This window comes from Thiomonas islandica (assembly GCF_055383445.1).
This window is the reverse complement of the sequence record NZ_AP042391.1, coordinates 2,415,362-2,436,019: the sequence shown is the minus strand read 5'-3', so window position 1 is coordinate 2,436,019 and position 20,658 is coordinate 2,415,362. Positions and strand designations below refer to the sequence as shown.

The 20,658-nt window shown below is 63.9% G+C and carries 24 protein-coding genes; 18 read left to right on the top strand and 6 right to left on the bottom strand.

From position 1 onward, the window contains the following. The first annotated feature begins 18 nt into the window (after positions 1-18). On the top strand, positions 19-1,041 hold the full coding sequence (gene murB / locus ACZ47F_RS11910) for a UDP-N-acetylmuramate dehydrogenase (RefSeq protein WP_464924916.1): 1,023 nt from the start codon (positions 19-21) through the stop codon (positions 1,039-1,041). An 87-nt stretch (positions 1,042-1,128) separates the two neighbouring features. Here the strand turns inward: murB and ACZ47F_RS11905 are convergent, their stop codons facing one another. Together ACZ47F_RS11905 and ACZ47F_RS11900 are read right to left on the bottom strand one after the other, a co-directional pair. Next, entirely contained in the window at positions 1,129-1,566 is a 438-nt protein-coding gene (locus ACZ47F_RS11905) for a DUF2214 family protein (protein ID WP_464924915.1), read from the bottom strand. 25 nt (positions 1,567-1,591) lie between these two features. Next, positions 1,592-2,035, bottom strand: a complete 444-nt coding sequence (locus ACZ47F_RS11900) for an RrF2 family transcriptional regulator (protein WP_464924914.1) — start codon at positions 2,033-2,035, stop codon at positions 1,592-1,594. Between the two features lie 67 nt (positions 2,036-2,102). Between ACZ47F_RS11900 and ACZ47F_RS11895 the strand changes: the two genes are divergently transcribed. The 9 genes from ACZ47F_RS11895 (at position 2,103) to ftsH (ending at position 9,370) form a co-directional block, all read left to right on the top strand. Then, a complete protein-coding gene (locus tag ACZ47F_RS11895) occupies positions 2,103-2,666 on the top strand; it encodes a group III truncated hemoglobin (RefSeq protein WP_464924913.1) in 564 nt (187 codons plus the stop codon). Between the two features lie 86 nt (positions 2,667-2,752). Next, on the top strand, positions 2,753-2,947 hold the full coding sequence (locus ACZ47F_RS11890; protein WP_464924912.1) for a hypothetical protein: 195 nt from the start codon (positions 2,753-2,755) through the stop codon (positions 2,945-2,947). 7 nt (positions 2,948-2,954) lie between these two features. After that, positions 2,955-3,491: a cytochrome c oxidase subunit II gene (locus ACZ47F_RS11885; protein ID WP_464924911.1), complete on the top strand. Its 537-nt coding sequence runs from the start codon at positions 2,955-2,957 to the stop codon at positions 3,489-3,491. Continuing rightward, the gene (locus tag ACZ47F_RS11880; RefSeq protein ID WP_464924910.1) at positions 3,488-5,191 is read left to right on the top strand and encodes a cbb3-type cytochrome c oxidase subunit I; all 1,704 of its coding nucleotides are present in this window, start codon (positions 3,488-3,490) and stop codon (positions 5,189-5,191) included. Before ACZ47F_RS11885 ends, ACZ47F_RS11880 begins: the two co-directional genes overlap by 4 nt. A gap of 4 nt (positions 5,192-5,195) precedes the next feature. Beyond that, positions 5,196-5,867, top strand: coding sequence for an SCO family protein (locus tag ACZ47F_RS11875; protein ID WP_464924909.1), 672 nt, complete (start codon positions 5,196-5,198; stop codon positions 5,865-5,867). A 2-nt stretch (positions 5,868-5,869) separates the two neighbouring features. Beyond that, a complete protein-coding gene (locus ACZ47F_RS11870) occupies positions 5,870-6,607 on the top strand; it encodes a cytochrome c oxidase assembly protein (protein WP_464924908.1) in 738 nt (245 codons plus the stop codon). A gap of 68 nt (positions 6,608-6,675) precedes the next feature. Next, positions 6,676-7,020 (top strand): c-type cytochrome, encoded by a 345-nt coding sequence (locus ACZ47F_RS11865; RefSeq protein ID WP_464924907.1) that lies wholly within the window; start codon positions 6,676-6,678, stop codon positions 7,018-7,020. Between the two features lie 11 nt (positions 7,021-7,031). Next, on the top strand, positions 7,032-7,394 hold the full coding sequence (locus ACZ47F_RS11860; RefSeq protein WP_464924906.1) for a c-type cytochrome: 363 nt from the start codon (positions 7,032-7,034) through the stop codon (positions 7,392-7,394). Between the two features lie 89 nt (positions 7,395-7,483). Then, a complete protein-coding gene (ftsH, locus tag ACZ47F_RS11855) occupies positions 7,484-9,370 on the top strand; it encodes an ATP-dependent zinc metalloprotease FtsH (RefSeq protein WP_464924905.1) in 1,887 nt (628 codons plus the stop codon). A gap of 15 nt (positions 9,371-9,385) precedes the next feature. Here the strand turns inward: ftsH and ACZ47F_RS11850 are convergent, their stop codons facing one another. Further along, complete coding sequence (locus ACZ47F_RS11850) at positions 9,386-10,678, bottom strand: D-amino acid dehydrogenase (RefSeq protein ID WP_464924904.1); 1,293 nt, start codon at positions 10,676-10,678, stop codon at positions 9,386-9,388. A 130-nt stretch (positions 10,679-10,808) separates the two neighbouring features. Between ACZ47F_RS11850 and ACZ47F_RS11845 the strand changes: the two genes are divergently transcribed. Further along, positions 10,809-11,276 (top strand): winged helix-turn-helix transcriptional regulator, encoded by a 468-nt coding sequence (locus ACZ47F_RS11845; RefSeq protein ID WP_464926635.1) that lies wholly within the window; start codon positions 10,809-10,811, stop codon positions 11,274-11,276. Between the two features lie 86 nt (positions 11,277-11,362). Then, the gene (locus tag ACZ47F_RS11840) at positions 11,363-11,920 is read left to right on the top strand and encodes a CoA transferase (protein WP_464924903.1); all 558 of its coding nucleotides are present in this window, start codon (positions 11,363-11,365) and stop codon (positions 11,918-11,920) included. Between the two features lie 86 nt (positions 11,921-12,006). Here ACZ47F_RS11840 and ygfZ read toward each other — a convergent pair whose 3' ends face one another. Continuing rightward, the gene (gene ygfZ / locus ACZ47F_RS11835; protein WP_464924902.1) at positions 12,007-12,951 is read right to left on the bottom strand and encodes a CAF17-like 4Fe-4S cluster assembly/insertion protein YgfZ; all 945 of its coding nucleotides are present in this window, start codon (positions 12,949-12,951) and stop codon (positions 12,007-12,009) included. A 124-nt stretch (positions 12,952-13,075) separates the two neighbouring features. Here ygfZ and mltG point away from each other — a divergent pair, with 124 nt between their 5' ends. Genes mltG through ACZ47F_RS11805 form a run of 6 tightly spaced genes read left to right on the top strand, consistent with a single transcriptional unit; the run spans position 13,076 to position 17,580 of the window. After that, positions 13,076-14,074, top strand: a complete 999-nt coding sequence (gene mltG, locus ACZ47F_RS11830) for an endolytic transglycosylase MltG (RefSeq protein WP_464924901.1) — start codon at positions 13,076-13,078, stop codon at positions 14,072-14,074. Then, positions 14,071-14,718, top strand: a complete 648-nt coding sequence (tmk, locus tag ACZ47F_RS11825) for a dTMP kinase (RefSeq protein WP_464924900.1) — start codon at positions 14,071-14,073, stop codon at positions 14,716-14,718. Before mltG ends, tmk begins: the two co-directional genes overlap by 4 nt. Continuing rightward, a complete protein-coding gene (locus ACZ47F_RS11820; protein WP_464924899.1) occupies positions 14,715-15,701 on the top strand; it encodes a DNA polymerase III subunit delta' in 987 nt (328 codons plus the stop codon). The genes tmk and ACZ47F_RS11820 overlap by 4 nt, the downstream gene beginning before the upstream one ends. 3 nt (positions 15,702-15,704) lie before the next feature. Beyond that, on the top strand, positions 15,705-16,082 hold the full coding sequence (locus tag ACZ47F_RS11815) for a PilZ domain-containing protein (protein ID WP_464924898.1): 378 nt from the start codon (positions 15,705-15,707) through the stop codon (positions 16,080-16,082). Positions 16,083-16,097: 15 nt separating this feature from the next. Further along, a complete protein-coding gene (locus tag ACZ47F_RS11810; protein ID WP_464924897.1) occupies positions 16,098-16,880 on the top strand; it encodes a TatD family hydrolase in 783 nt (260 codons plus the stop codon). A 25-nt stretch (positions 16,881-16,905) separates the two neighbouring features. Further along, entirely contained in the window at positions 16,906-17,580 is a 675-nt protein-coding gene (locus ACZ47F_RS11805) for an ankyrin repeat domain-containing protein (protein ID WP_464924896.1), read from the top strand. Positions 17,581-17,775: 195 nt separating this feature from the next. On the opposite strand, the gene ACZ47F_RS11800 is transcribed toward ACZ47F_RS11805, so the two are convergent. Both ACZ47F_RS11800 and pheT read right to left on the bottom strand, forming a co-directional pair. Next, positions 17,776-18,138: an integration host factor subunit alpha gene (locus tag ACZ47F_RS11800; protein ID WP_464924895.1), complete on the bottom strand. Its 363-nt coding sequence runs from the start codon at positions 18,136-18,138 to the stop codon at positions 17,776-17,778. 42 nt (positions 18,139-18,180) lie between these two features. Beyond that, positions 18,181-20,607 carry a phenylalanine--tRNA ligase subunit beta gene (gene pheT, locus ACZ47F_RS11795; protein ID WP_464924894.1) on the bottom strand — a complete coding sequence of 809 codons (2,427 nt, stop codon included), beginning with the start codon at positions 20,605-20,607 and terminating at the stop codon, positions 18,181-18,183. Between the last annotated feature and the right edge of the window lie 51 nt (positions 20,608-20,658).

Sequence of the window (20,658 nt, the reverse complement as noted above, 5' to 3'; positions counted from 1 at the left end):
ATTGGTCTGACGAATTCTATGAGCCTGCATATCGAAACCGACCTGCCGCTGCGCGGCCTCAACACCTTCGGCGTAGAGGCGGTTGCGCGCCGCCTGGTGCGCCTGCGCAGCGCACGTGATGTGCGCCTGGTGGTCGATCATCCAGAGCTAGGCCGCGCTCCGAAATTCATCCTCGGTGGCGGCAGCAATCTGTTGCTCACCCGGGATATCGACGCGGTGGTGCTCAAGATCGAGATCGCCGGCCTGCGGGTGCTCGAGGAGAATGCCCACTCGACCCTGGTCGAGGTCGGCGCGGGCGAGCCCTGGCACCGGGTGGTGCAATGGACGCTCGATCAGGGTTTGCCTGGTCTGGAAAACCTGGCGCTGATTCCGGGCACGGCGGGTGCAGCGCCGGTGCAGAACATCGGCGCCTATGGTGTGGAACTGTCGGATCGGCTGGAATCGGTGGACGTGGTCGACCTGGTTACTGGACGCAGCGCCACACTGCCGGCGGCGGCCTGCCGTCTCGGCTACCGTGACAGCGTGTTCAAACGCGAACTGGCTGGCAAATCGGTGATCACCGCCATCCGCCTGCGATTGCCCAAACCCTGGGTGCCCGTGACCGGCTACGCCGATGTCGCGCGCTGGCTGCAGCGCCACCACGTCCACGATCCGAGTCCGAGGGATTTGTTCGACGCGGTGTGCGCCATTCGCCGCAGCAAGCTGCCTGACCCCGCGCTGCTGGGCAATGCCGGCAGCTTTTTCAAGAACCCGGTGGTCAATCGCACCATCCGCAACGAGATTCTCGAAGAGCACCCGGACATCGTCAGCTACCCGCTGGAGGATGGCACCTACAAGCTGGCCGCAGCGTGGATGATTGCCGCCTGTGGCTGGAAGGGCCGGTCGCGGGGGCGGGCTGGGGTCTATGAACATCAGCCGTTGGTTCTGGTCAATCACGGCGGCGCCACCGGAACCGACATCCTCGCGCTGGCGCAGGCGGTGCAATCCAGCGTGGAACAGAAATTCGGCCTGCATCTGGAGCCGGAGCCGGTCATCGTTTGATACAGCAGGTGACCGAATTTGCCGCAGGCGCGTTCACGACGGCGGCTCGAACCGCTCCATGCGGCGCGCGCCAGGCTAGGCCAAGCGTCAACCGAAGCCGTGGCTCAGCAGCACGGCCAGCAGCGGAATGATCACCATCACATGCGACTGCGCCATCAACCAGCGCCGTTCGCAACGGATTTCGAGCGCGGCAATGTCCGCGGGCTGACGCCGCCACAGCGCCAGGGTTCGGCTGGACGGCCAGGACATCAGCGCCATCAGCAGCAAGAACCCGATCTTGCCCCACAGCAAAGGATTGTGCAGTAGCCACTGCGGCCCCTTGATGCCCCAGAACACCAGCATCAGACCGCTGACCGCCACCGCGGCAAAGCTGGCCCAGACCCAGAGGTCGAGCCGCCGTAGGCGCTCTAGAGCTGCCGGATCGATTGCCTCCACACGGATCAGACTGGTCTTGGCGGTGAGAAAGACCACCAGTCCAAGCATTGCGGACAGATGGAGGTAGAGCAGCAGTGCATCGGTCAGCATGACGGTCAGGGTGGGTTGCGCTGGGTCAATCCAACTCGCGTTGCCGCTGCGTGACGAAATGCTGCAGCGGCGGGTGCAGGCAATCAGCCAGGGTGGACTGGTTCAGACGGGCATAAAACGCCTCGGCCGCATCGCTCAGCAGCGGACGCAGCAGGCACAGCGGCGTGAGATTGCAATGCCCCCCGTCGGTTCGCAGACACTCCACCAGCCCCTGACCATCTTCGAGCCAGCGCACCAGATTGCCTAGAAGAATTTCCTCTGCCTTTTTTTGCAGACGCACGCCGCCGCCGACCCCGCGCTGGTTGACCACATACCCGCCCAGTGCCAGACGCTGGAGGATTTTGATCAAGTGCTCGCGAGATACATCAAGGATCAGCGCTATCTCTTTGCTATTGAATGACTTCTCTGGATCGGAAGCGAGCACCATCAGCGCACGCAGACCATAGTCGGTGAATTGGGTGAGCTTCAATTTGTGACTTGCGGGTTGGGTTGTGCGGGTCTATAGTGGAACATATGTTTCCACTTTTGTGATCATCATGAAGCATACTCCTTTGCACTCGTTGCCGCAGCCTGAGCGCGGCGACAGTCTGTTTCGACAAATGCTCGACGCCACACCCGGTTGCGTCGAGCCGCGGGATCGTCGCACTGCGATTGCCCGTCAGCTGCGCGAACAGACCGGGCTCGATGATGAGGTTCTGGCGCGGCTGGTGCGACGTTTTTACGCAATGGCGCAGCAGGATGCCGTACTCGGCCCGCTTTTCGCAGCACATATCTGGGACTGGGAGGCGCATTACAGCCGCTTGGTGGATTTCTGGGCTTCGGTGGGATTGCTTGCGGGGCGTTACCACCGCAATGCGCTGCAAGCGCACCGACCGCTGGGGTTACGTACGGAACATTTCGTGCGCTGGCTGGAGCTGTTCGACCAGGCGCTGCAGGCGGAGGTCTCACCGCAAGCGCGTGAGCATCTGCTGGTCATCGCGAAGCGCATCGCGGACACGCTGCGAAACCGACTGTGTGCGGACGCCCTGGCAGCGCAGGACGCATCCGCGCTTCAGTTGCATGCGGTCACAAAAGATACATCGCCTGTCCAGGCGCCTTGATCCAGGGCAAGCCAGAACATAAGCGGCCACTTATCTTGTCAATGCACCTGCGACGTTTTGTCGCATTACCCTGAGGAGAGAGAACGATGCCAGAAGAAATGCCGTATGCCCCGATGCCAGTATCTCGGGAGGATGGCAGCACCACGCCGAATGCGGCCATGCCAGTGCCCGATCTGAACTATGCCCGGCCGATTGGCGCGTGGGTGATCGTCGCTGCCTTGTTCGTCGTCGTGGTCGGTATGTGGGCGATGGTCGCCGCGTATTTCTCTCTCCATGCCTGAGGATGCCATGTCGACTTCCACCCCTGATGTCTTTGAGGATCGGTTCCACCATGTGGCGCTGCGGCACGAGCGCGTCTGGATTTTCATTTCCATTGCGATGATCGCCGCGCTCTTTCTCGTGGCCGTGTGGTTCGTGGTGCACGACTATGGGCTGGTGGCCAAGACCACTGAGTTCTATTCCAACCCCAACAGCCCGGCGCAGCTGGCCGCGTTCGAGGGGTCGGGCGTGAAGCAGACCGGGCCGAACAGTTATGACGTCTACGAAATCGGCCGCGCCTGGAGCTGGACGCCGGGCACCGCCACGCCGCTGACCCTGCCGGTCGGCGCACATGTCACGTTCTACGTCACTAGCGGCGATGTGCTTCACGGTTTCGAAGTGCAGGGCACCAGCATCAACCTCACCGCCATTCCCGGTGTAGTCGGGCATGTGAGTTACACCTTCGACAAGCCCGGCATTTACCACATCATCTGCAATGAGTATTGCGGCGCCGGCCACCAGGCCATGATCGGCACCATCGTCATCACCGGAGCGAAACAATCATGAGCGCAACCCTCGGTCACAATGCGCCGCGCGTTCTGGCGGTGCCCACTGCCGGTGAACTGGCCGGCGAGAAAAAAATGCTTCTGGCCTTCTGGGTCACGGGCTTTGCGGCGCTGGCGGTCGGCATCATCATTGGCGTACTGCAGAGCACCAACTACGCCGGAATCGATCTCTACCCCTATCTGCAGCCGTTTCTCAAGTCCTATTACCAGGGCTTGACCATGCACGGCGTGCTCAACGCCTATGTGTTCACCTTTTTCACCATTTCCGGCTGGCTGATGTATTTGCCGGCGCGCGAGCTCAAGCTCAAGCCGAACATGGGGCTGGCCTGGTTCACCTATGCGCTGATGCTACTGGGCACGCTGATGGCCGCCTATGGCATGTTCGACAACTCATCGAGCGTGCTCTACACCATGTATGCGCCGCTCAAGGGCAGCGCTTGGTTCTATCTGGGCATCACCCTGGTCGTGGTGGCGAGCATTCTGCCACTGTTCGTCGTGCTGGAGATGCGTGCGCGCTGGAAAAAGGCCAATCCCGGGCAGCTCACCCCGCTGGTGACCTATATGAGCGCGACCACGCTGCTGATGTGGCTGCTCGCGGCCTTGGGTGCGGGCACCGAGGCGGTGTTCCTGCTCGATCCGTGGGCACTCGGGCTGACACACACCATCGACCCGCTGCTGGCGCGTACGCTGTTCTGGTGGACCGGGCATCCGATCGTGTACTACTGGCTGATGCCGGGGTATGTGTCGATCTACGCGCTGCTGCCTCGGCAGGCCGGTGGCAAGCTGGTCTCCGATCCGCTGGCGCGGCTGGCGTTTCTGCTGTTGTTCGTGTTCTCGCTGCCAGTAGGCACGCACCATCAGTACACCGACCCGGGCATCTCGCCGGTGATGAAGGGCATCGTCACGGCGCTCACGCTGTCGGTGGCGATTCCTAGCCTGATCACCGCATTCACCATTGCGCTGAGTCTGGAATACGCCGGGCGCCGCCGCGGCGGCATGGGGTTGATGGGCTGGTGGAGCGCGCTGCCGTGGAAGGACCCCTCGGTGGTGGCGCAGGTGCTGGCGCTGGTGAGCTTCATCTTCGGTGGAGCGGGCGGCATCGTCAATGCCAGCTGGCAGCTCGACAATGTGGTGCACAACACCCTGTGGATCCCGGCGCACTTTCACCTGACCGTCGGCACCATGACCACGCTGGTGTTCATGGGCGTGAGCTTCTGGCTGCTGCCTCACCTGACCGGTCGCAGGCTCTACAGCCCGAAGCTGGCTCTGTGGAGCGTGTGGCTGTGGTTCCTCGGGCTGATGACCTGGGGTTTTGCCGGTCACTGGGCCGGCATGGGCGGCGTGCCGCGTCGCGCCTGGGTGTCTGCCCTGCCGCATGACCAGTACATGCAGCTCTACGGCGCGGTGCACCCGGCGCTGATCATCGTGGGCATCGGCGGTGTGATTGCCGCAGTGGGCGCAGTGCTCTACTACATCGTGTTCTTCGGCACGCTGTTTGGCCAGAAGGACGCCAAGGCGATGGTCGAGGTCCCGTTCACCCAATACATTACCCCAGCCGATGGCTCGACGCTGGCGCGCATTGCCGAACCGCTGGGGATGTGGACGCTGATCACTTTCGTCATCACCCTGGCGGTGTATCTGCCGGTGTTCTGGCCGATGCTGACCCATCCGATCCACGCCCCGGGCTTCGTGCTCTGGTGATGGAATGCGCGATGCTACGTCGGCAACGGCAACGGCAGCGGAGCGCGGCGCGCACGCGGGGCTCGGAGGTTGGCGGGCTTCGGCACTGCGCGCGGCCATCGTCAGCGTGGCGCTGCTGGCTGCGCTGCTGGGCTGGTCGCATATGCAGCCGCACGGTGCGGCGCTGCACGGATCCGTACTTCAGCCCGATCCAGCGCCTGCATTCACCGGCCTCACCGACACCCAGGGCAGACCTTTCAACTGGCAGCAGCAGCGCGGGTATGCGGTACTGGTGTTCTTCGGCTACACCCATTGCCCCGATGTCTGCCCGCTCACCCTTGCGGCCCTGGCACAGAGTGTGCAACGCCTCGGCGGGCTGCAGCAACGGGTGCACGTGGTGTTCGTCACTCTGGACCCCGCACGCGACAGGCCTTTGGTGCTGCGCGCCTACCTCGACGGCTTTTTGCCCGATGCGATCGGTCTGCGTGGCGCTCCTGCAGCGGTGGCCAACTCAGCGCGGCAATGGGGCATCAGTTGGCGCCGGGTCGATACCGGAGCGGGGCAGTACTGGATCGACCACACCGCGGCGGTCACCCTGGTCAGCCCAGATGGCCGGTTGCTCGCACGTTACGGCTTCGGCCAGCTCACCCATCCCGCCTGGCTGGCAGACGACCTGCGCCACATTCTGGAGCCTTGATCATGCAACACGGCTGGCCGCTGGCGGCCTGGGGTGGGTGGGTTGCACTGGTCGCGGTGATGCTGCTGGTCTACGGGCTGGTCGCATGGCACGGGCGCTGGGCCTGGTGGCGGGTGGCCGTGTTCAGTCTGGGTTGCCTGCTCACCCTGGGCTCGGCATGGGGTCTGCACAACCCGCTGGCGTCGATGACCGGCTACACCATCGCGCTGATGAGCATGGGACAGATCGTCTCGCCGCTGTTGCTTGTGGGCATTCCGCCGCAGGCGCGCGCGCGCTGGTATCGGCCTGCCCACACGATGTGGAGCGACTGGCTGTTGGATCCCTGGGTGGCCGCCGCGGTGTTTGTGATCGTGACCCTCGGTGTCAACCTGCCCGGCGTGTTCGACACCGCGCTGGCCAATGCGCTGTTTTCCGGACCGATCGGTCTGCTGCTGCTGATCTCTGGGCTGATGTTCTGGGCGCAGCTGCTGGCGGGAAGCACGCGGCTGCAGACACGATGGATCGCCGGCTTGTACGGCTGGCTGGGCAGTCTGCCGATGATGGTCATCGCCGCCGTTTGGGTGTGGAGCACCCAGGTGCTCTACACCCCATATCTGGACGTGCTGTGCCTGTGGAACCTCAGCCCACTCGACGACCAGCACTATGCCGGGCTGGTGATGTTCGCCGCAGGGCTGCCTCTGCAGTTGCGCGCGGCCTGGCTGCTGATCATGCCTGCTGACATCATGCCCGCCGTTTCCTGACACGCCGCTGTGTGTCGCTTGCGGTGCGCAGCTTTTTCTGTTTTTGTTCAGACTTCCAAGGACGACCCATGAAACTCCGATCCCTCAGCATGATCGCATTGTCACTACTGGTCTGCGCCGCGGCGCAGGCGCAGACCGCCACCGGCAATCCGGCTGCGGGCAAGTACGACAGTTCGATGTGCGAAGGCTGCCACAACGTGCGCGGCGGCTTCAAGACCGATTTCCCGGCCGAATACCGTGCCCCCAAGCTCAACGGCCAGAGCGCAGCATATCTTGCCCAGTGCCTGCAGGACTACCGCAGCGGCGTGCGGCGCAACCCGACGATGAAGGCCGTGGCCGACATCCTCACCCCACAGCAGATCGCCGATCTGTCGGCGTATTACGCAGTCGCCAAAGACCAGCCCATCAAATGAGGAACACGACAATGAAATGCATCATCCCGGGGGTTGGCCTTGCTGCATTGCTTGCGCTGGCTTCGGCAGCCCACGCCGCAGACATCAAAAAAGGTGAGGAACTGGTGAACAAGGGCGGCTGCATCGCCTGTCACGGTGCGGGGTTGGACAAGCCCATTGCGCCGAATTATCCCAAGCTCGCCGGCCAGTACCAGAGCTATCTGTTTCACGCCCTGCAGCAGTACCAGGCCAAACACCAGACGCCGCTGTACGGCCGCAACAACCCGATCATGAGCGGCATCGTGGCGCAGTACAACAAGCAGGACTTGGAGGACATCGCCGCCTATATTGCCAGCCTGAAGGGTGATCTGTACATCCGCGACGAAATGCGCTGAGTTTGTGGCGGCAACTGCCTGGCGCCGCTAGTGCCCAAATCGCATGTTCAACCGCTATGATTTGGGTTGAGTCAACCTGAGAGGGCGCCATGGCTGATGAACAAAACTCCTCCCAGCCTTCCGGGAAAAACCGACCGGTCATCGACCCGAAGGCACAGGTGCATCTGGGCTACTGGCTGCTGGCCATCGCCTTGATGTTCCTGGTGCAAAGCCTGTGGTCGTCGTACAGCACGGTGCAAACCGTGCCCTACAGCACCTTCCAGTCCTACCTGAAGGAAGGCCGCATCGAAAACGTGCTGATCGGTGACCAGACCATCACCGGCACGCTCAAGACTCCAGACGCCAACGGCAAGAGCATCGTCGTGGCGGTGCGGGTCGATCCCCAGCTCGCCAGCGAGCTGCAGCGCTACGGCGTGACCTACGCGCAGCAGTACACCAATACTTGGCTGTCCGACATCCTGTCCTGGGTGGTTCCCGCGCTGGTGTTCGTCGGGGTGTGGTTTTTTCTGGTGCGCCGCTTTGCCGACAAGGCTGGCATGGGCATGGGCGGCTTCATGTCCATCGGCAAGAGCCGCGCCAAGGTCTATATGGAAAACCGCACCGGCGTGACCTTTGCCGATGTGGCCGGAGTGGACGAGGCCAAGGCCGAACTGGAGGAGGTGGTCGACTTCCTCAAGCATCCCGCCGAACACGGCCGCCTGGGTGCACGCGCGCCAAAAGGCGTATTGCTGGTAGGCCCGCCGGGGGTGGGCAAGACCCTGCTGGCGCGTGCCGTGGCGGGCGAGGCCGGCGTGCCGTTCTTTTCCATCAGCGGCTCGGAATTCGTCGAAATGTTCGTCGGCGTTGGTGCGGCACGAGTGCGTGACCTATTCGAGCAGGCGCGGCAGAAGGCCCCGGCGATCATTTTCATCGACGAGCTCGACGCGCTGGGCCGAGCCCGCGGCGCCGTGCCGTTCGGCGGCGGGCATGACGAGAAGGAGCAGACGCTCAACCAGCTTCTGGTCGAACTCGACGGCTTCGACTCCAGCTCCTCGCTGGTCATTCTTGCGGCGACCAACCGCCCGGAAATCCTCGACCCCGCACTGCTGCGCGCCGGACGCTTCGACCGACAGGTGCTGGTGGAGCGGCCGGACAAGATCGGCCGGGTGCAGATCCTCAAGGTGCATGTACGCAAGATTCGCCTCGACCCCACGGTCGATCTGGAGCAGATCGCCGCGCTCACGCCGGGCTTTTCCGGCGCCGACCTGGCCAATCTGGTCAACGAGGCTGCGCTGCTGGCCACGCGCGAGAACGCGCAGACCGTCACCCTGGCGCACTTCACCCGCGCGGTCGAGCGCATCGTCGCCGGTCTGGAGAAAAAGAACCGCCTGCTCAACCCCAAGGAGCGGGAGATCGTCGCGCACCATGAAATGGGCCACGCTTTGGTGGCAATGAGCCTGCCAGGCACCGATGCGGTGCACAAGGTGTCGATCATTCCCCGCGGCGTCGGCGCGCTGGGTTACACCATCCAGCGCCCTACCGAAGACCGGTATCTCATGACCCGCGAAGAATTGCAGAACAAGATGGCGGTGCTGATGGGCGGCCGCGCTGCCGAGCATCTGGTTTACGGGCATTGGTCCACCGGCGCGGCCGACGATCTGGCCAAGGTGACGGACATTGCGCGCAGCATGGTCACGCGCTACGGTATGGCGGAAAAGCTCGGCGGGGTCAGCCTGGAGGAGACGCCGCAATCCTTTCTCGGCACGACGGCTCTGCCGCCGAAGCACGAGTACAGTGAACAGACCGCGCGCGAGATCGACTGCGCGGTTCGCGAACTGGTCAATGCCGCGTTCGACCGCGCCACCGCCATTCTGCAGGCCAAACGCGCCATGCTCGAGGAGGGTGCGCGCCAGCTCCTGGCCAAGGAGACATTGACCGAGGCGGAGCTCAAGGCATTGCTGCAGACGGTATCAGACGAGGCGGTGGCCAATGCCTGAGTCGCAGGGCCGTGCTCAAGCCGGCCTGGAGTGCAGCCTCCGCACGGGCAGAATGTGACGGTCGTAGCGGTCGATGCCCAGCCCTTCGACACTGATCTCCGGCTTGCGGCCCAGCACCAGGTCGCTGACCACACGGCCTGAACCGCACGCCATGGTCCAGCCCAGGGTGCCGTGTCCGGTATTGAGGAACAGATTGCCGTAGCGCGTGGCGCCGACAATAGGCGTGCTGTCGGGCGTCATCGGGCGCAGGCCGGTCCAGAACTCAGCGGCTGCCAGATCGCCTCCCGGGAACAGATCGCGCGTGACCATCTCAAGCGTCTCGCGCCGCCGCGGGTTTAGCCGCAGGTCGAATCCGCCTAGCTCGGCCATACCGCCTACGCGGATGCGCTTGTCAAAGCGGGTGAGGGCGATCTTGTAAGTCTCGTCCAGCACGGTCGAACGCGGCGCCAGCGTCTCGTCAATCAGCGGCACGGTCAGCGAATAACCCTTGACTGGATACACCGGCAGGTCGAACCCGAGCGGTGCGAGGATGGCGCGCGAGTCGCTGGCCAGCGCGAGCACATAGCGGTCTGCGGTGAGCGTCTGCTTAGCCAGGCGCACCCCGGTGATGCGTAGGCCGTCGGTGTTCAGACCGGTGACGACTTGGCCGAAGCGAAAGTCCACGCCAAGCGCGCGCGCCATCTCGCCCAAGCGGGTGGTAAACAGATGGCAATCCCCGGTTTCGTCATGCGGCAGCCGCAGGCCGCCCACCAGGCGGTCGCAGGCATGCGCCAGACCGGGTTCGACGGTGGCGAGCTGGTCGCGATCGAGAATCTGATATGGCACGCCGCATTCCTCGAGCACGGCCACGTCGCGCTGCACCGCATCGAGCTGCGCTTGGCTGCGAAACACCTGTAACGTGCCGCCAGTGCGCTGCTCGTAGGCAATGCCGGTCTGCTCGCGCAGCGCCTGCAGGCTGGCACGACTGTATTCGGCCAGCCGCATCATGCGTTCCTTGTTGACCGTGTAGCGCTCGGCGGTGCAGTTGCGCAGCATCTGCGCCATCCAGCGCAGCTGCCACAAGCTGCCATCGAGCCGGATCGCCAACGGGGCGTGGCGCTGGAACATCCACTTGATCGCCTTGAGCGGAATACCGGGCGCAGCCCAGGGCGTGGAATAGCCGGGCGACACCTGTCCGGCGTTGGCAAAGCTGGTCTCCATCGCGCAGGCATTCTGGCGGTCGATTACGGTGACCTCTGCGCCCGCCTTGGCAAGGTAGTAGGCCGTCGTGGTGCCGATGACCCCGGCGCCAAGGACGATGACTTTCATTTCTGGTTCCTGTTGGGTGTTTCGATGCGGCAAATTTAGTCGGCTATCTGCAAAAAATTTCCTTGTTTTGATGGGTGTTCGCAGTGAAAATTCCTGCGCAGATTTCTACTTTTCGATGCTCCCGCACGCCATGTACGACTTCGACCGCATCGACCGCCGCATTCTCGACATTCTGCAGCGCAACGGCCGTATCTCCATGACAGAGCTGGCTGCCGAAGTGGGGCTATCGGCTTCGCCGTGCACCGAGCGCGTCAGGCGCATGGAGCGTGCCGGGGTGATTACCGGCTACCACGCCCGCGTCAACCCCGAGGCGCTGGGCAAAACCCTGCTGGTCTTCGTCGAGATCAAGCTCGCCACCAAGTCGGGCGATGTGTTCGACGCTGTGCGCGAGGAACTGCTGCACATGCCCGAGGTAATGGAATGCCATCTGGTGTCGGGCGGTTTCGACTATCTGGTCAAGTTCCGGCTGCACGGCATGAAGGAATACCGTCACCTGCTTGGGGATATTCTCAAGCGGCTGCCAGTGGCTGCCGAGTCGCAAAGCTATGTCGTGATGGAGGACATCAAGGAAGGCTTTTATCTGCCCACCGATCGCTGAACTTCCCACCCGACGCCTCTATCGTGCACATTGCTTCTAGTGCGATTGCGCAGAGCGCCGCCCTGACGCACCGCCCCCATTTCCGCATGCCCTCGGCTGCTCGTCTCTCCCCCCGTCATTCCTCCCGCTTCAAACCGTTGAGCGGGACGCGCATCACCACACTGGCGCTCAATCTGCCAGGCCCGGCTGCCGTGGCTCGGCTGCGCGCGCTGGGTGCCGAGGTGCGCAAGTTCGAGCTACCCAGCGGCGATCCGGTGGCGCAGATGTCGCCCGCGCTGTACCGTGCGATGCACAGAGGCATCCGGGTGCAGACTCTGGACCTGAAAACCGCGCAAGGGCAGGCCACGCTGCATGCGCAGTTGCAGCACAGCGACCTGCTGTTCACTGCGTTTCGCCCGGCCGCGCTACGGCGCCGGGACCTGGATCGTCGCCGCCTGAGCGCACGTCATGCGCAACTCATCGTCGTCAGCGTGCTGGGCTATCCCGGGGTGCAGTCGCATTTGCCGGGATGGGTTGCGGGCACGACGCCCCGTCGCAGCGGCGCTACGGCCAAGGGTTTGCGCTGCACGACGAGGGTCTGGCCTATGCCGAGCAGCTGCGCTGCGCCGGGGTGCGGGTCAACGCCACGAAGTGGGCCGGGGTGACGCACGACTTCATCAAGCTCAGTCGCGCCGTGCCCGAAGCCGCACGCGCCGGAGGCCGCCGCGCGGGCCTTGCGTGCTGCTGCGGCTCAGGCGGGTGCGGTCAGCGCGTAGGGCAGGGTGCCGACCTCCACCTCCGGCCCTGCAGCGTCGCCCAGGTGTAGCCCGGGTTGTTCGGCCAGCGCGATCTTCAGCTCGGCCAGCGCCCACCAGCCCCCCCGGTCATCGGGTGCGGCGTTGACCACCACGCCGCAGGGCTGTCCCGGGTCGGCGCTGTGTACCAGCTCCTGCCCGGGGTGCATCGGCGCGCGGCTGGTGATCAGGTAGGTGCGGCGCTTGAGCGTGCCGCGGTATTGGCTGCGGGCTACCACTTCCTGCCCGGGATAACAGCCTTTCTTGAAGTTCACCCCACCGATCAATTCCAGATTGACCATTTGCGGCACGAAAAGCTGCTGCGTGGCCTGGGTGATATGCGGCAGGCCGGCACGGATGTCCTGCAATGCCCAGGTCGCTGCCGGCAGCGCGGGCAGGGCGGCCAGATCGGCGTACAGCCGCTGTTGCGCGGGTTGCGTCGGGTCGAGAAGCAGCAGGCAGCGCACCGCGTCGTCAGCCTGGGGCAGGCGCAGCAACAGCCCGCTGCCGTCCAGCCGCCGAACCTCCCACGGTTGCGCTGGCGGCATCAGGTGCGGGGTGAAGTCGTGCGCATGCGCACCCAGCAGACCGAAGCGATGCAGTTGCGCAGTGACGTCGTCCAGGGTGCATTTGAGCCGCAACACGAACATGCGCAGACGCTGGAGCACGCCCTGCGCGATCGAGGCGTCAAGCAGCAGCAGGATCTGCTGCGGTGCCCATTGCAGCGCCACCATGTCGGCCACCATCCGGCCCTGCGGGGTGAGCAGCGCTGCCAGCCGGGCCTGATCCGCTGGCCAGTTCCGAAAATCTTGACTGAGCTGGGCATGGAGCAAATCCGCCCCCTGCGGGCCGGATACGCGCAGCACGGCAAGCGATTCGAGAGAACAGGCGGACAGCGACATGGCGGGGGAAGGTTGGTCAAACGGCACAGACCCCGCGAGTAGGGGCTGGGCTAGTATAGGCAACCTGTGTCGCCGGGGCCCGCTGTGGGCTTGAGCCGGCGGCTGCGACTCTCTGACCGACTCCGTGCGTTTGCTGCGAAAACTTCTGCTGTCTGGCCTGTTCGTTCTGGTGCTGCTTGCCGCGGCGCTGGTCTGGTGGGCCAACAGCCCGATTGCGTTGCGCGAGAGTCCGCTGGATTTTTCGGTGCGCCCGGGTAGTTCGGCGTTGTCCGCTGCACGGCAGATCGCGCAGCAGGGCGCCGATCTGCAGCCCCGGTTGTTTTACTGGCTCGCCCGGCTGAGCGGCCGCGGCACCGAACTGAAGGCGGGCAGTTATGAAATCACCCAAGGCATCACACCGTGGGTGCTGCTCGAACGCATGGCGCGCGGAGACCAGACCCTGCTGGCGGTCACCATTCCCGAAGGCTGGACATTCGCGCAGATGATGCAGGCGCTCAATACCGCGCCCGGCCTGCAGCATGACGCCGCGTCGTTGACGCCTCAGCAGATCATGCAGCGTATCGGTGCCCCCGAGGGCACCGCGCCCGAGGGGGAGTTTTTCCCGGATACCTACCTCTACGCCCGGAATTCCTCCGAGCTCGACGTGCTGCGCCGTGCATATCAGGCAATGCAAAAGCGCTTGGCCTCCGCATGGGCCCAGCGTGCGCCCGACCTTCCGCTCCAGACACCGCAACAGGCGTTGATCCTGGCCTCCATCATCGAAAAAGAGACCGGCAACCCGCAGGATCGCGACAAGATTGCCGCGGTGTTCATCAACCGCCTGCGCGCCGGCATGCCGCTGCAGAGCGATCCTACGGTGATCTACGGCATGGGCTCGCGCTATCAGGGCAATCTGACCAAGCGCGATCTGCAAACCTTCACGCCGTACAACACCTATGTGATCAGCGGCCTGCCGCCCACACCGATTGCGCTGCCGGGCGAAGCCTCACTGCAAGCCGCATTGCACCCGGCACCGATCAAGGCGCTGTACTTCGTGGCCCGCGGCGATGGCACCAGCCAGTTCTCCGACACCCTGGCGCAGCACAACGCCGCAGTGGTACGGTACATCCTCAAAACTCCATGAGTGCACTCAATCCCTATCGTCCCGGCCTGTTCGTTGCCTTCGAGGGCATCGACGGCGCCGGCAAGTCCACGCAGTTGCATGCCGCCGTCGAGCTGCTGCGCACCGCAGGGCGCAAGGTGGTGCTCACCCGCGAGCCGGGCGGCACCGATATCGGCGAAAAAATCCGTACCCTGCTGCTGAGCGAGCCGATGCGGCCGGCCACCGAGGCGCTGCTGATGTTCGCCGCACGGCAAGAGCATGTGCTGCAGGTCATCGAACCTGCCCTGCTCGCAGGCACCGACGTGGTGTGCGACCGCTTCACCGCGGCAACCCTGGCGTACCAGGGCGGGGGCAAGGGCATTCCCACCGAGCGGCTTCAGGCACTCGCACGCTGGGTGCATCCGGGTCTGTGGCCGGACTGCGTCATCTTGATCGACCTGCCACCGGAAGTGGCTGCGCAGCGTCTGGCGGCGGCGCGCCAGCGTGACCGCTTCGAGCAGGAGAATCTGGAATTCTTTACCCGGGTGCGCGCGCACTACCTGCAGCAGGCCGATACCGCACCCGACAAATGGCTGATCGTCGACGGCACCCAGGCGCCTGAGCAGGTGCAGAGCATCATTGCAAATCACTTGAACAATGTGCTCATGAAAATGGCTTCTCAATGAGCTCCGCCTGGTTGATCCATGCGCCGCAGGGCTACGGAAAATGGCCCGCCCTGCAACAGGCGGCCCATGCGCTGCTGTGTGAATCACCCGCTTGCGGTCCTTCAGACCACCCCGCTGCGGCAAGGCTGCCCGCTGCGCTGCGTGCGCAGCGGGCCTGCGGCCACTGCGCGAGTTGCGCGCTGCTGCAGGCCGGCACCCATCCCGACCTGATGATCGCCGCTCCCGAGGTGCTCGAGCCAGCTCTTGGACTGCGCGGCGCAGAGGAGGGCAGGGCGCGCAACGAATCCAGGACCGTCAGTCAGGACATCCGCATCGAACAGATTCGGCAGCTCAACGACTGGGCGGTCAGCAGCAGCCATCGGGGCAGGGCCAAGGTCGCACTGATCTATCCCGCCGACGCCCTCAACCCTGCGGCTGCCAATGCCCTGCTCAAGACGTTGGAAGAACCGCCGCCAGGGGTACAGTTTTTCCTCGGTGCGCACCGCCTCGATGCGCTGCTGCCGACCATCCGCAGCCGCTGCCGCCAGGCGCCGATGGCCAGACCGTCTGCAGCGGAAATGCAGCAGCTGTTCGGGGCAGACGCGGACGCTGCGCTGCTGGCGTGGTGTCAGGGCGCGATCTACCAGACCGATCCGGCCAACGGATTGCAGTGGGCACACAGTCTGCTCGAAGCGCTAGGCCGCGACGGCGCTGTGGCGGCGTCCTCGCTGCCTGCCCCGCCCGACCATACGGTGGCCGTGGCCGCGCTGCTCAAGATCGGCAGCGATCTGCAGCGCATACAGGCAGGCGCAGCCGCGTTGTATTTGCCGCAGCAGCAGCCGGCGCTGTCTGCGCTAGCACGCAGGGTTCGGCCCGAAACGCTGGCGGACGCGCTGCAACGGCTGCTCGCGCAGCAGCGGCTTACCGGTTTTCCGCTCAACCAACCGCTCGCCATCGATGCGTTGCTCCTAGAATTTGCCCGACTGTTCTGCCCCGGAGATTGATACATGGCGACCATACCGCGCCCCGCGTCCGCCGCGGTTTCCAGCAAACCGCGCGTGCTGCAGCTTGCGATCAAGGAAAAACCGGCGCTGTACGCTTCGTATATTCCATTCTTTCCCGAGGGCGGGGTGTTCGTGCCGACGTCGCATGAATACCGGTTGGGTGAGGGCGTGTATCTGCTGCTGACCATCGTGGACGATCCGCAGCGTTATCCGATCGAAGGCAAGGTGGCCTGGATCAATCCGGCCAATGCCGCAAACCAGCGCCCGCAAGGCATCGGGGTGCGATTCCCGGCAGACGACAAGGCCCGCCAGCTCAAGGTCAAGATCGAAGAAATACTTGGCGCCGCAGAAGCCAGTGGCAAGCCCACCAGCACCATCTGAAATCGCCCGGCCGACATGCTGACCGACTCGCATTGCCACCTGGCTTTCCCGGGGTTGTACGAACGCCTCGATGCCGTGCTAGCCAATATGCACGCGCGGGGCGTGCGCCGCGCGCTCAACATCTGCACCACACTCGAAGAGTTTGACACAGTGCACGCGATTGCGCTGCAGCACCCGGAGGTCTGGGCCACGGTGGGGGTGCACCCGGACAACGAAGGCGTGCGCGAGCCCACGGTCGAGGACCTAACCTCGCGAGCCACTCTGCCGCGTGTAATCGGCATCGGCGAAACCGGCCTAGACTATTTCCGCCTGGGCGAGCGCACGCTGGCCGACATGGAATGGCAGCGCGAGCGCTTTCGCGTACACATTCGCGCAGCGCTCGCCGCGGACAAACCCCTGATCATCCATACCCGCGCCAGCGCGGACGACACCCTGGACATCCTGAGCACAGAAGGCCGAGGGCGCGTGCGGGGGGTGATGCATTGCTTTACCGAAACCTGGGAGGTCGCACGGCGCGCGCTCGATCTGGGGTTCTACATTTCGATCGCCGGGATTGTCACCTTCAAAAATGCCCAGGCACTGCGCGACGTGGCCGTGCGCATCCCTGCAGACCGCCTGCTGATCGAGACCGACAGCCCTTACCTTGCCCCGGTTCCTCACCGCGGAAAAACCAACGAGCCCGCCTTCGTCTGCGATGTGGCAGCGTATCTGGCGCAATTGCGCGGCGTGAGCCCAGACACCCTGGCCCAACAGACCGGCGATAATTTCACGCGGATTTTCTTCAATGAAATTAGTTAGTTACGAAGAATATTTCAACCAAACTGTGAACTCTCGCCGCCGTCATGCTCTGCAGTTCGTCGTCGCCCTCGGGCTGTCAGCCGCGCCTTTAAAGTGGGCGCGTGCAGATGCTTATACCGACTTTTTCCGCGCAATCAATATCGACGATGTCTCCACCGTGCGCCGCCTGCTGGCGCAAGGGTTCGACCCCAATGCGGTGGACAGCAAGGGCAATACCGCGCTGTACCTGGCGCTGCGCTACAACGCGCTGAAGGTGGCGCGGGTCCTGATTGACGATCCGCACATCCACCTCAACCAGCTCACCCCGAACGACGAAAACGCCCTGATGATCGCCTGCCTGCAGGGTGATCTGGACATCGTCAAGCTCATGGTCGAGAAGGGGGCCGAAATCAACAAACCAGGATGGACGCCGCTGGCTTATGCCGCCACGCGCGGCCATACCGAGATCGTCAAATACCTCCTGGATCACGCCGCCTACATCGACGCAGCAGCACCCAACGGCTCGACGCCGTTGATGATGGCGGCTTACTTCGGTTACGACCAGACGGTCAAGCTGCTGCTCGAGGAAGGCGCAGACCCTCGGCTCAAGAACGCGCTGGGCTACACCGCGTTGAGCCTGGCGCTGAAGATGCATCACCAGCAAATCGCCGAGATGATTGCCAAGGCGCTCGACCAGGATCGGCCCAAGGGCTCCTGGTAATCGCGCGCAGCCAAGGGCCTGCTCACGCGATTGATGCACCCGCGCCGGGGTCTGGGCGGTTGCAATAAACGACCCATGCGACGAAGGATCGAGCGCACATTTATTGAGAGCATATGTGCATTATGTAAAACTTGATAAACGCAAGAGTTGCCGGCCTGTTGCAATTGGGGGCGCGTCCTTCTCGTTCTGCGCAGCTCAATCGACAGCGTCCTCGACCGACTGTCTTGGGCCTGCCACGGACGCATCACCTTGGAGCTGTTGCTTGAGCTTGTGGCTGGCATGAAAGATCACGACACGGCGCGCGGCGATGGGAATGATCTGGCCTGTGCGAGGATTACGTCCGGGACGCTGTGCTTTTTCGCGCAGTTGAAAATGCCCGAAACCGGACAACTTGACATCCTCGCCACGCGCCAATGCGTCCCGGATGCGGTCGAAAAACGCATCAACCATGTCCTTGGATTCGCGCTTGTTGAACCCGATCCGTTCGTAAAGCTGATCGGCAAGTTCGGACTTGGTCAATGTCGGCGTTTGCACTGAATCGATGCGAATGCGTGCCATGGCTGTGCCTCGTTGTCGTGTTGTCGTGATCGGTTGACGGCCTCAGGCCCTGAGCTGCGCGCCGGTTCGTTGCGCCACCGCAGCGACCAACGCGTGCACCGCAGCGTCGATCCGCTCGTCGGTCAGGGTTTGCACGTCCTGAAGTTGGAGCCGAAATGCCATGCTGCGCAGCGCAGTCTCGCCCGGCGGCGTGAATAGGTCGAAGAGTTGCATATCCCGGATGATGCAGCAAACCGGCAGATCACGGATCGCGGCATGCGCCGCCTGTTGCATTTGCGCGTAAGTCACACCGGCGGGCACCATAAATGCCAAGTCGCGCTGCACCGATGGCACCCGGTTGATCGGGGCAAACTCCGGCATGCGTTGTCTCTGCAACAGGCTTGCATCCAGTTCGAACACGACTGGAGCCTGTTGCAGCGCATAACTGTGCACCCACTGCGGATGTAGCTCGCCAACCACGCCGAGAACCGCGCCGTCGAGCAGCACTTGCGCGCTGCGCCCTGGATGCAGCGCCGGGTGTGTGCATGGCAACCATTGCAGCTCGCCGGCACCGGCGCAGAGTGCCTCGACATCGCCTTTGACGTCGTAAAAGTCGACCCGCCGCTCACCCTCCCCCCACTGCAACGGAAGCGCCGAGCCGTAGGCCAGACCCCCCAAGCGAGTTGGCTGACGAATGCCTGCAATTTGCATCGGTCCGCCCTCGGCTTGGGGATCGCGGAAGAACACCCGGCCGATTTCGAACAGCCGCATGCGGCGGGCACGGTGGTTCAGATTGTCCGCGAGCACCTTGACCAGCGAGCCGATCAGCGTGGATCGCATAGCCGACATCGGGGCGACGATGGGATTGAGCAGACGGATCGGCTGCGGCTGGCCGGCGAAATCCTGCTCCCACTTGGGGTCGACGAAAGCGAAGTTGATAGTTTCCTGATAGCCCAGCTCGACCGCTTTGAGCCGCAGCGCATGCAAACTGCGCAGCATCTCGGGCGTCGCCAGCGGACGCAGTTGATCAACCGGAGGCTGCGCGGGAATCTGTCCATAGCCGTGAATGCGCGCGACTTCCTCGATCAGATCCTCCTCGATTTCCAGGTCGAAGCGCTCGCTGCCGGGAGTCACACGCCATGCAGGCTCGCTGACCGCCTCGAACTCGGCTTTCAGCCCCAGGCGGGAAAAAATCTCGCCCATGCGCTGGGCACCGATCGGGATGCCGATGACCTTTTCGCAGCGCGCTACGCGCATGCGCACCGGCTTGCGCTGCGGCAGGCGGATGATCTGGTCGTCCACCGGGCCTGCCTGACCTCCGCAGATTTGCAGGATCAGGGTGGTGATCACGTCCAGGTGTTCGGCTGTGGTGGCATAGTCCACGCCTCGCTCGAAGCGCGTAGCGGCGTCGGTGGAAAAGTTCAACCGTCTTGCACGTCCACGAATCGCATCCGGCCACCAGAACGCGGCTTCCAAGTAGATGTCAGTGGTGTCGAGCGTCACTGCGGTGGCATCCCCCCCCATGATCCCGGCAAGCGACTCGACCCCATTGTCCGCCGCGATCACACCCATGTCGGGGTCTAGCGAGACGGTCTGACCGTTGAGCAGTTCGAGCCGTTCTCCCGCCTGCGCCCAGCGCACCACAAGCCCACCGTGGATCTTGGCCAGATCGAACACATGGCTGGGACGGCCAAGCTCGAGCATGACATAGTTGGAAATATCGACCAGCGCGGAAATGCTGCGTTGGCCGCTGCGCTCCAGGCGGGTTTTCATCCACTGCGGCGTGGTCGCACGGGCGTTCACCCCACGAATCACGCGGCCCGAAAAGCGGCCACACAGATCGGGCGCCTCGATGCGCACCGGCAATCGCTCGTCTAGGGTGGGCACCACCGGCGCGAAATGGGGTTTGTGTAGCACTGCCCCGGTGGCTGCAGAAACCTCGCGGGCCACACCGAGCACGCTTAGGCAGTGCCCCAGGTTGGGGGTGAGCTTGATGGTGAAAATGGTCTCATCAAGAGCGAGCACCTCGCGCAGATCGGCGCCCGGCTGCGGCTCGCCCTGCAACGCCAGCAAACCTGCATGGTCAGCGGACAGCCCGAGCTCGCGCGCGGAGCACAGCATGCCCTGCGATTCCACCCCACGCATGGTGGCTGCGCCAATACGCAGTGCGCCCTGCCCTTCCTGCTGCGGCGGCAACTCGGCACCGATGAGAGCACAAGGTGCGAACATGCCCTCGGCCACATTGGGCGCGCCGCAGACAATCTGCAGCGGCTGTGCCTGGCCGACATCGACCTGGCAGACCCGCAGCTTGTCCGCATTGGGATGCGGTGCGACGCCGAGCACTCGGCCGACGACTACGCCGGAAAATGCAGGCGCAGCGGGGCGGAGTTCCTCGACCTCCAGCCCCGCCATGGTCAGGGTCTCGGCCAGCGCCTCGGTCGTCAGCGCTGGGTTGCAAAACTGGCGCAGCCAGGATTCGGGAAACTGCATGATCGGCTCTTGTCGAAAAGTCCAGCACCGCGGGAGTTCCCGCAGAATCAA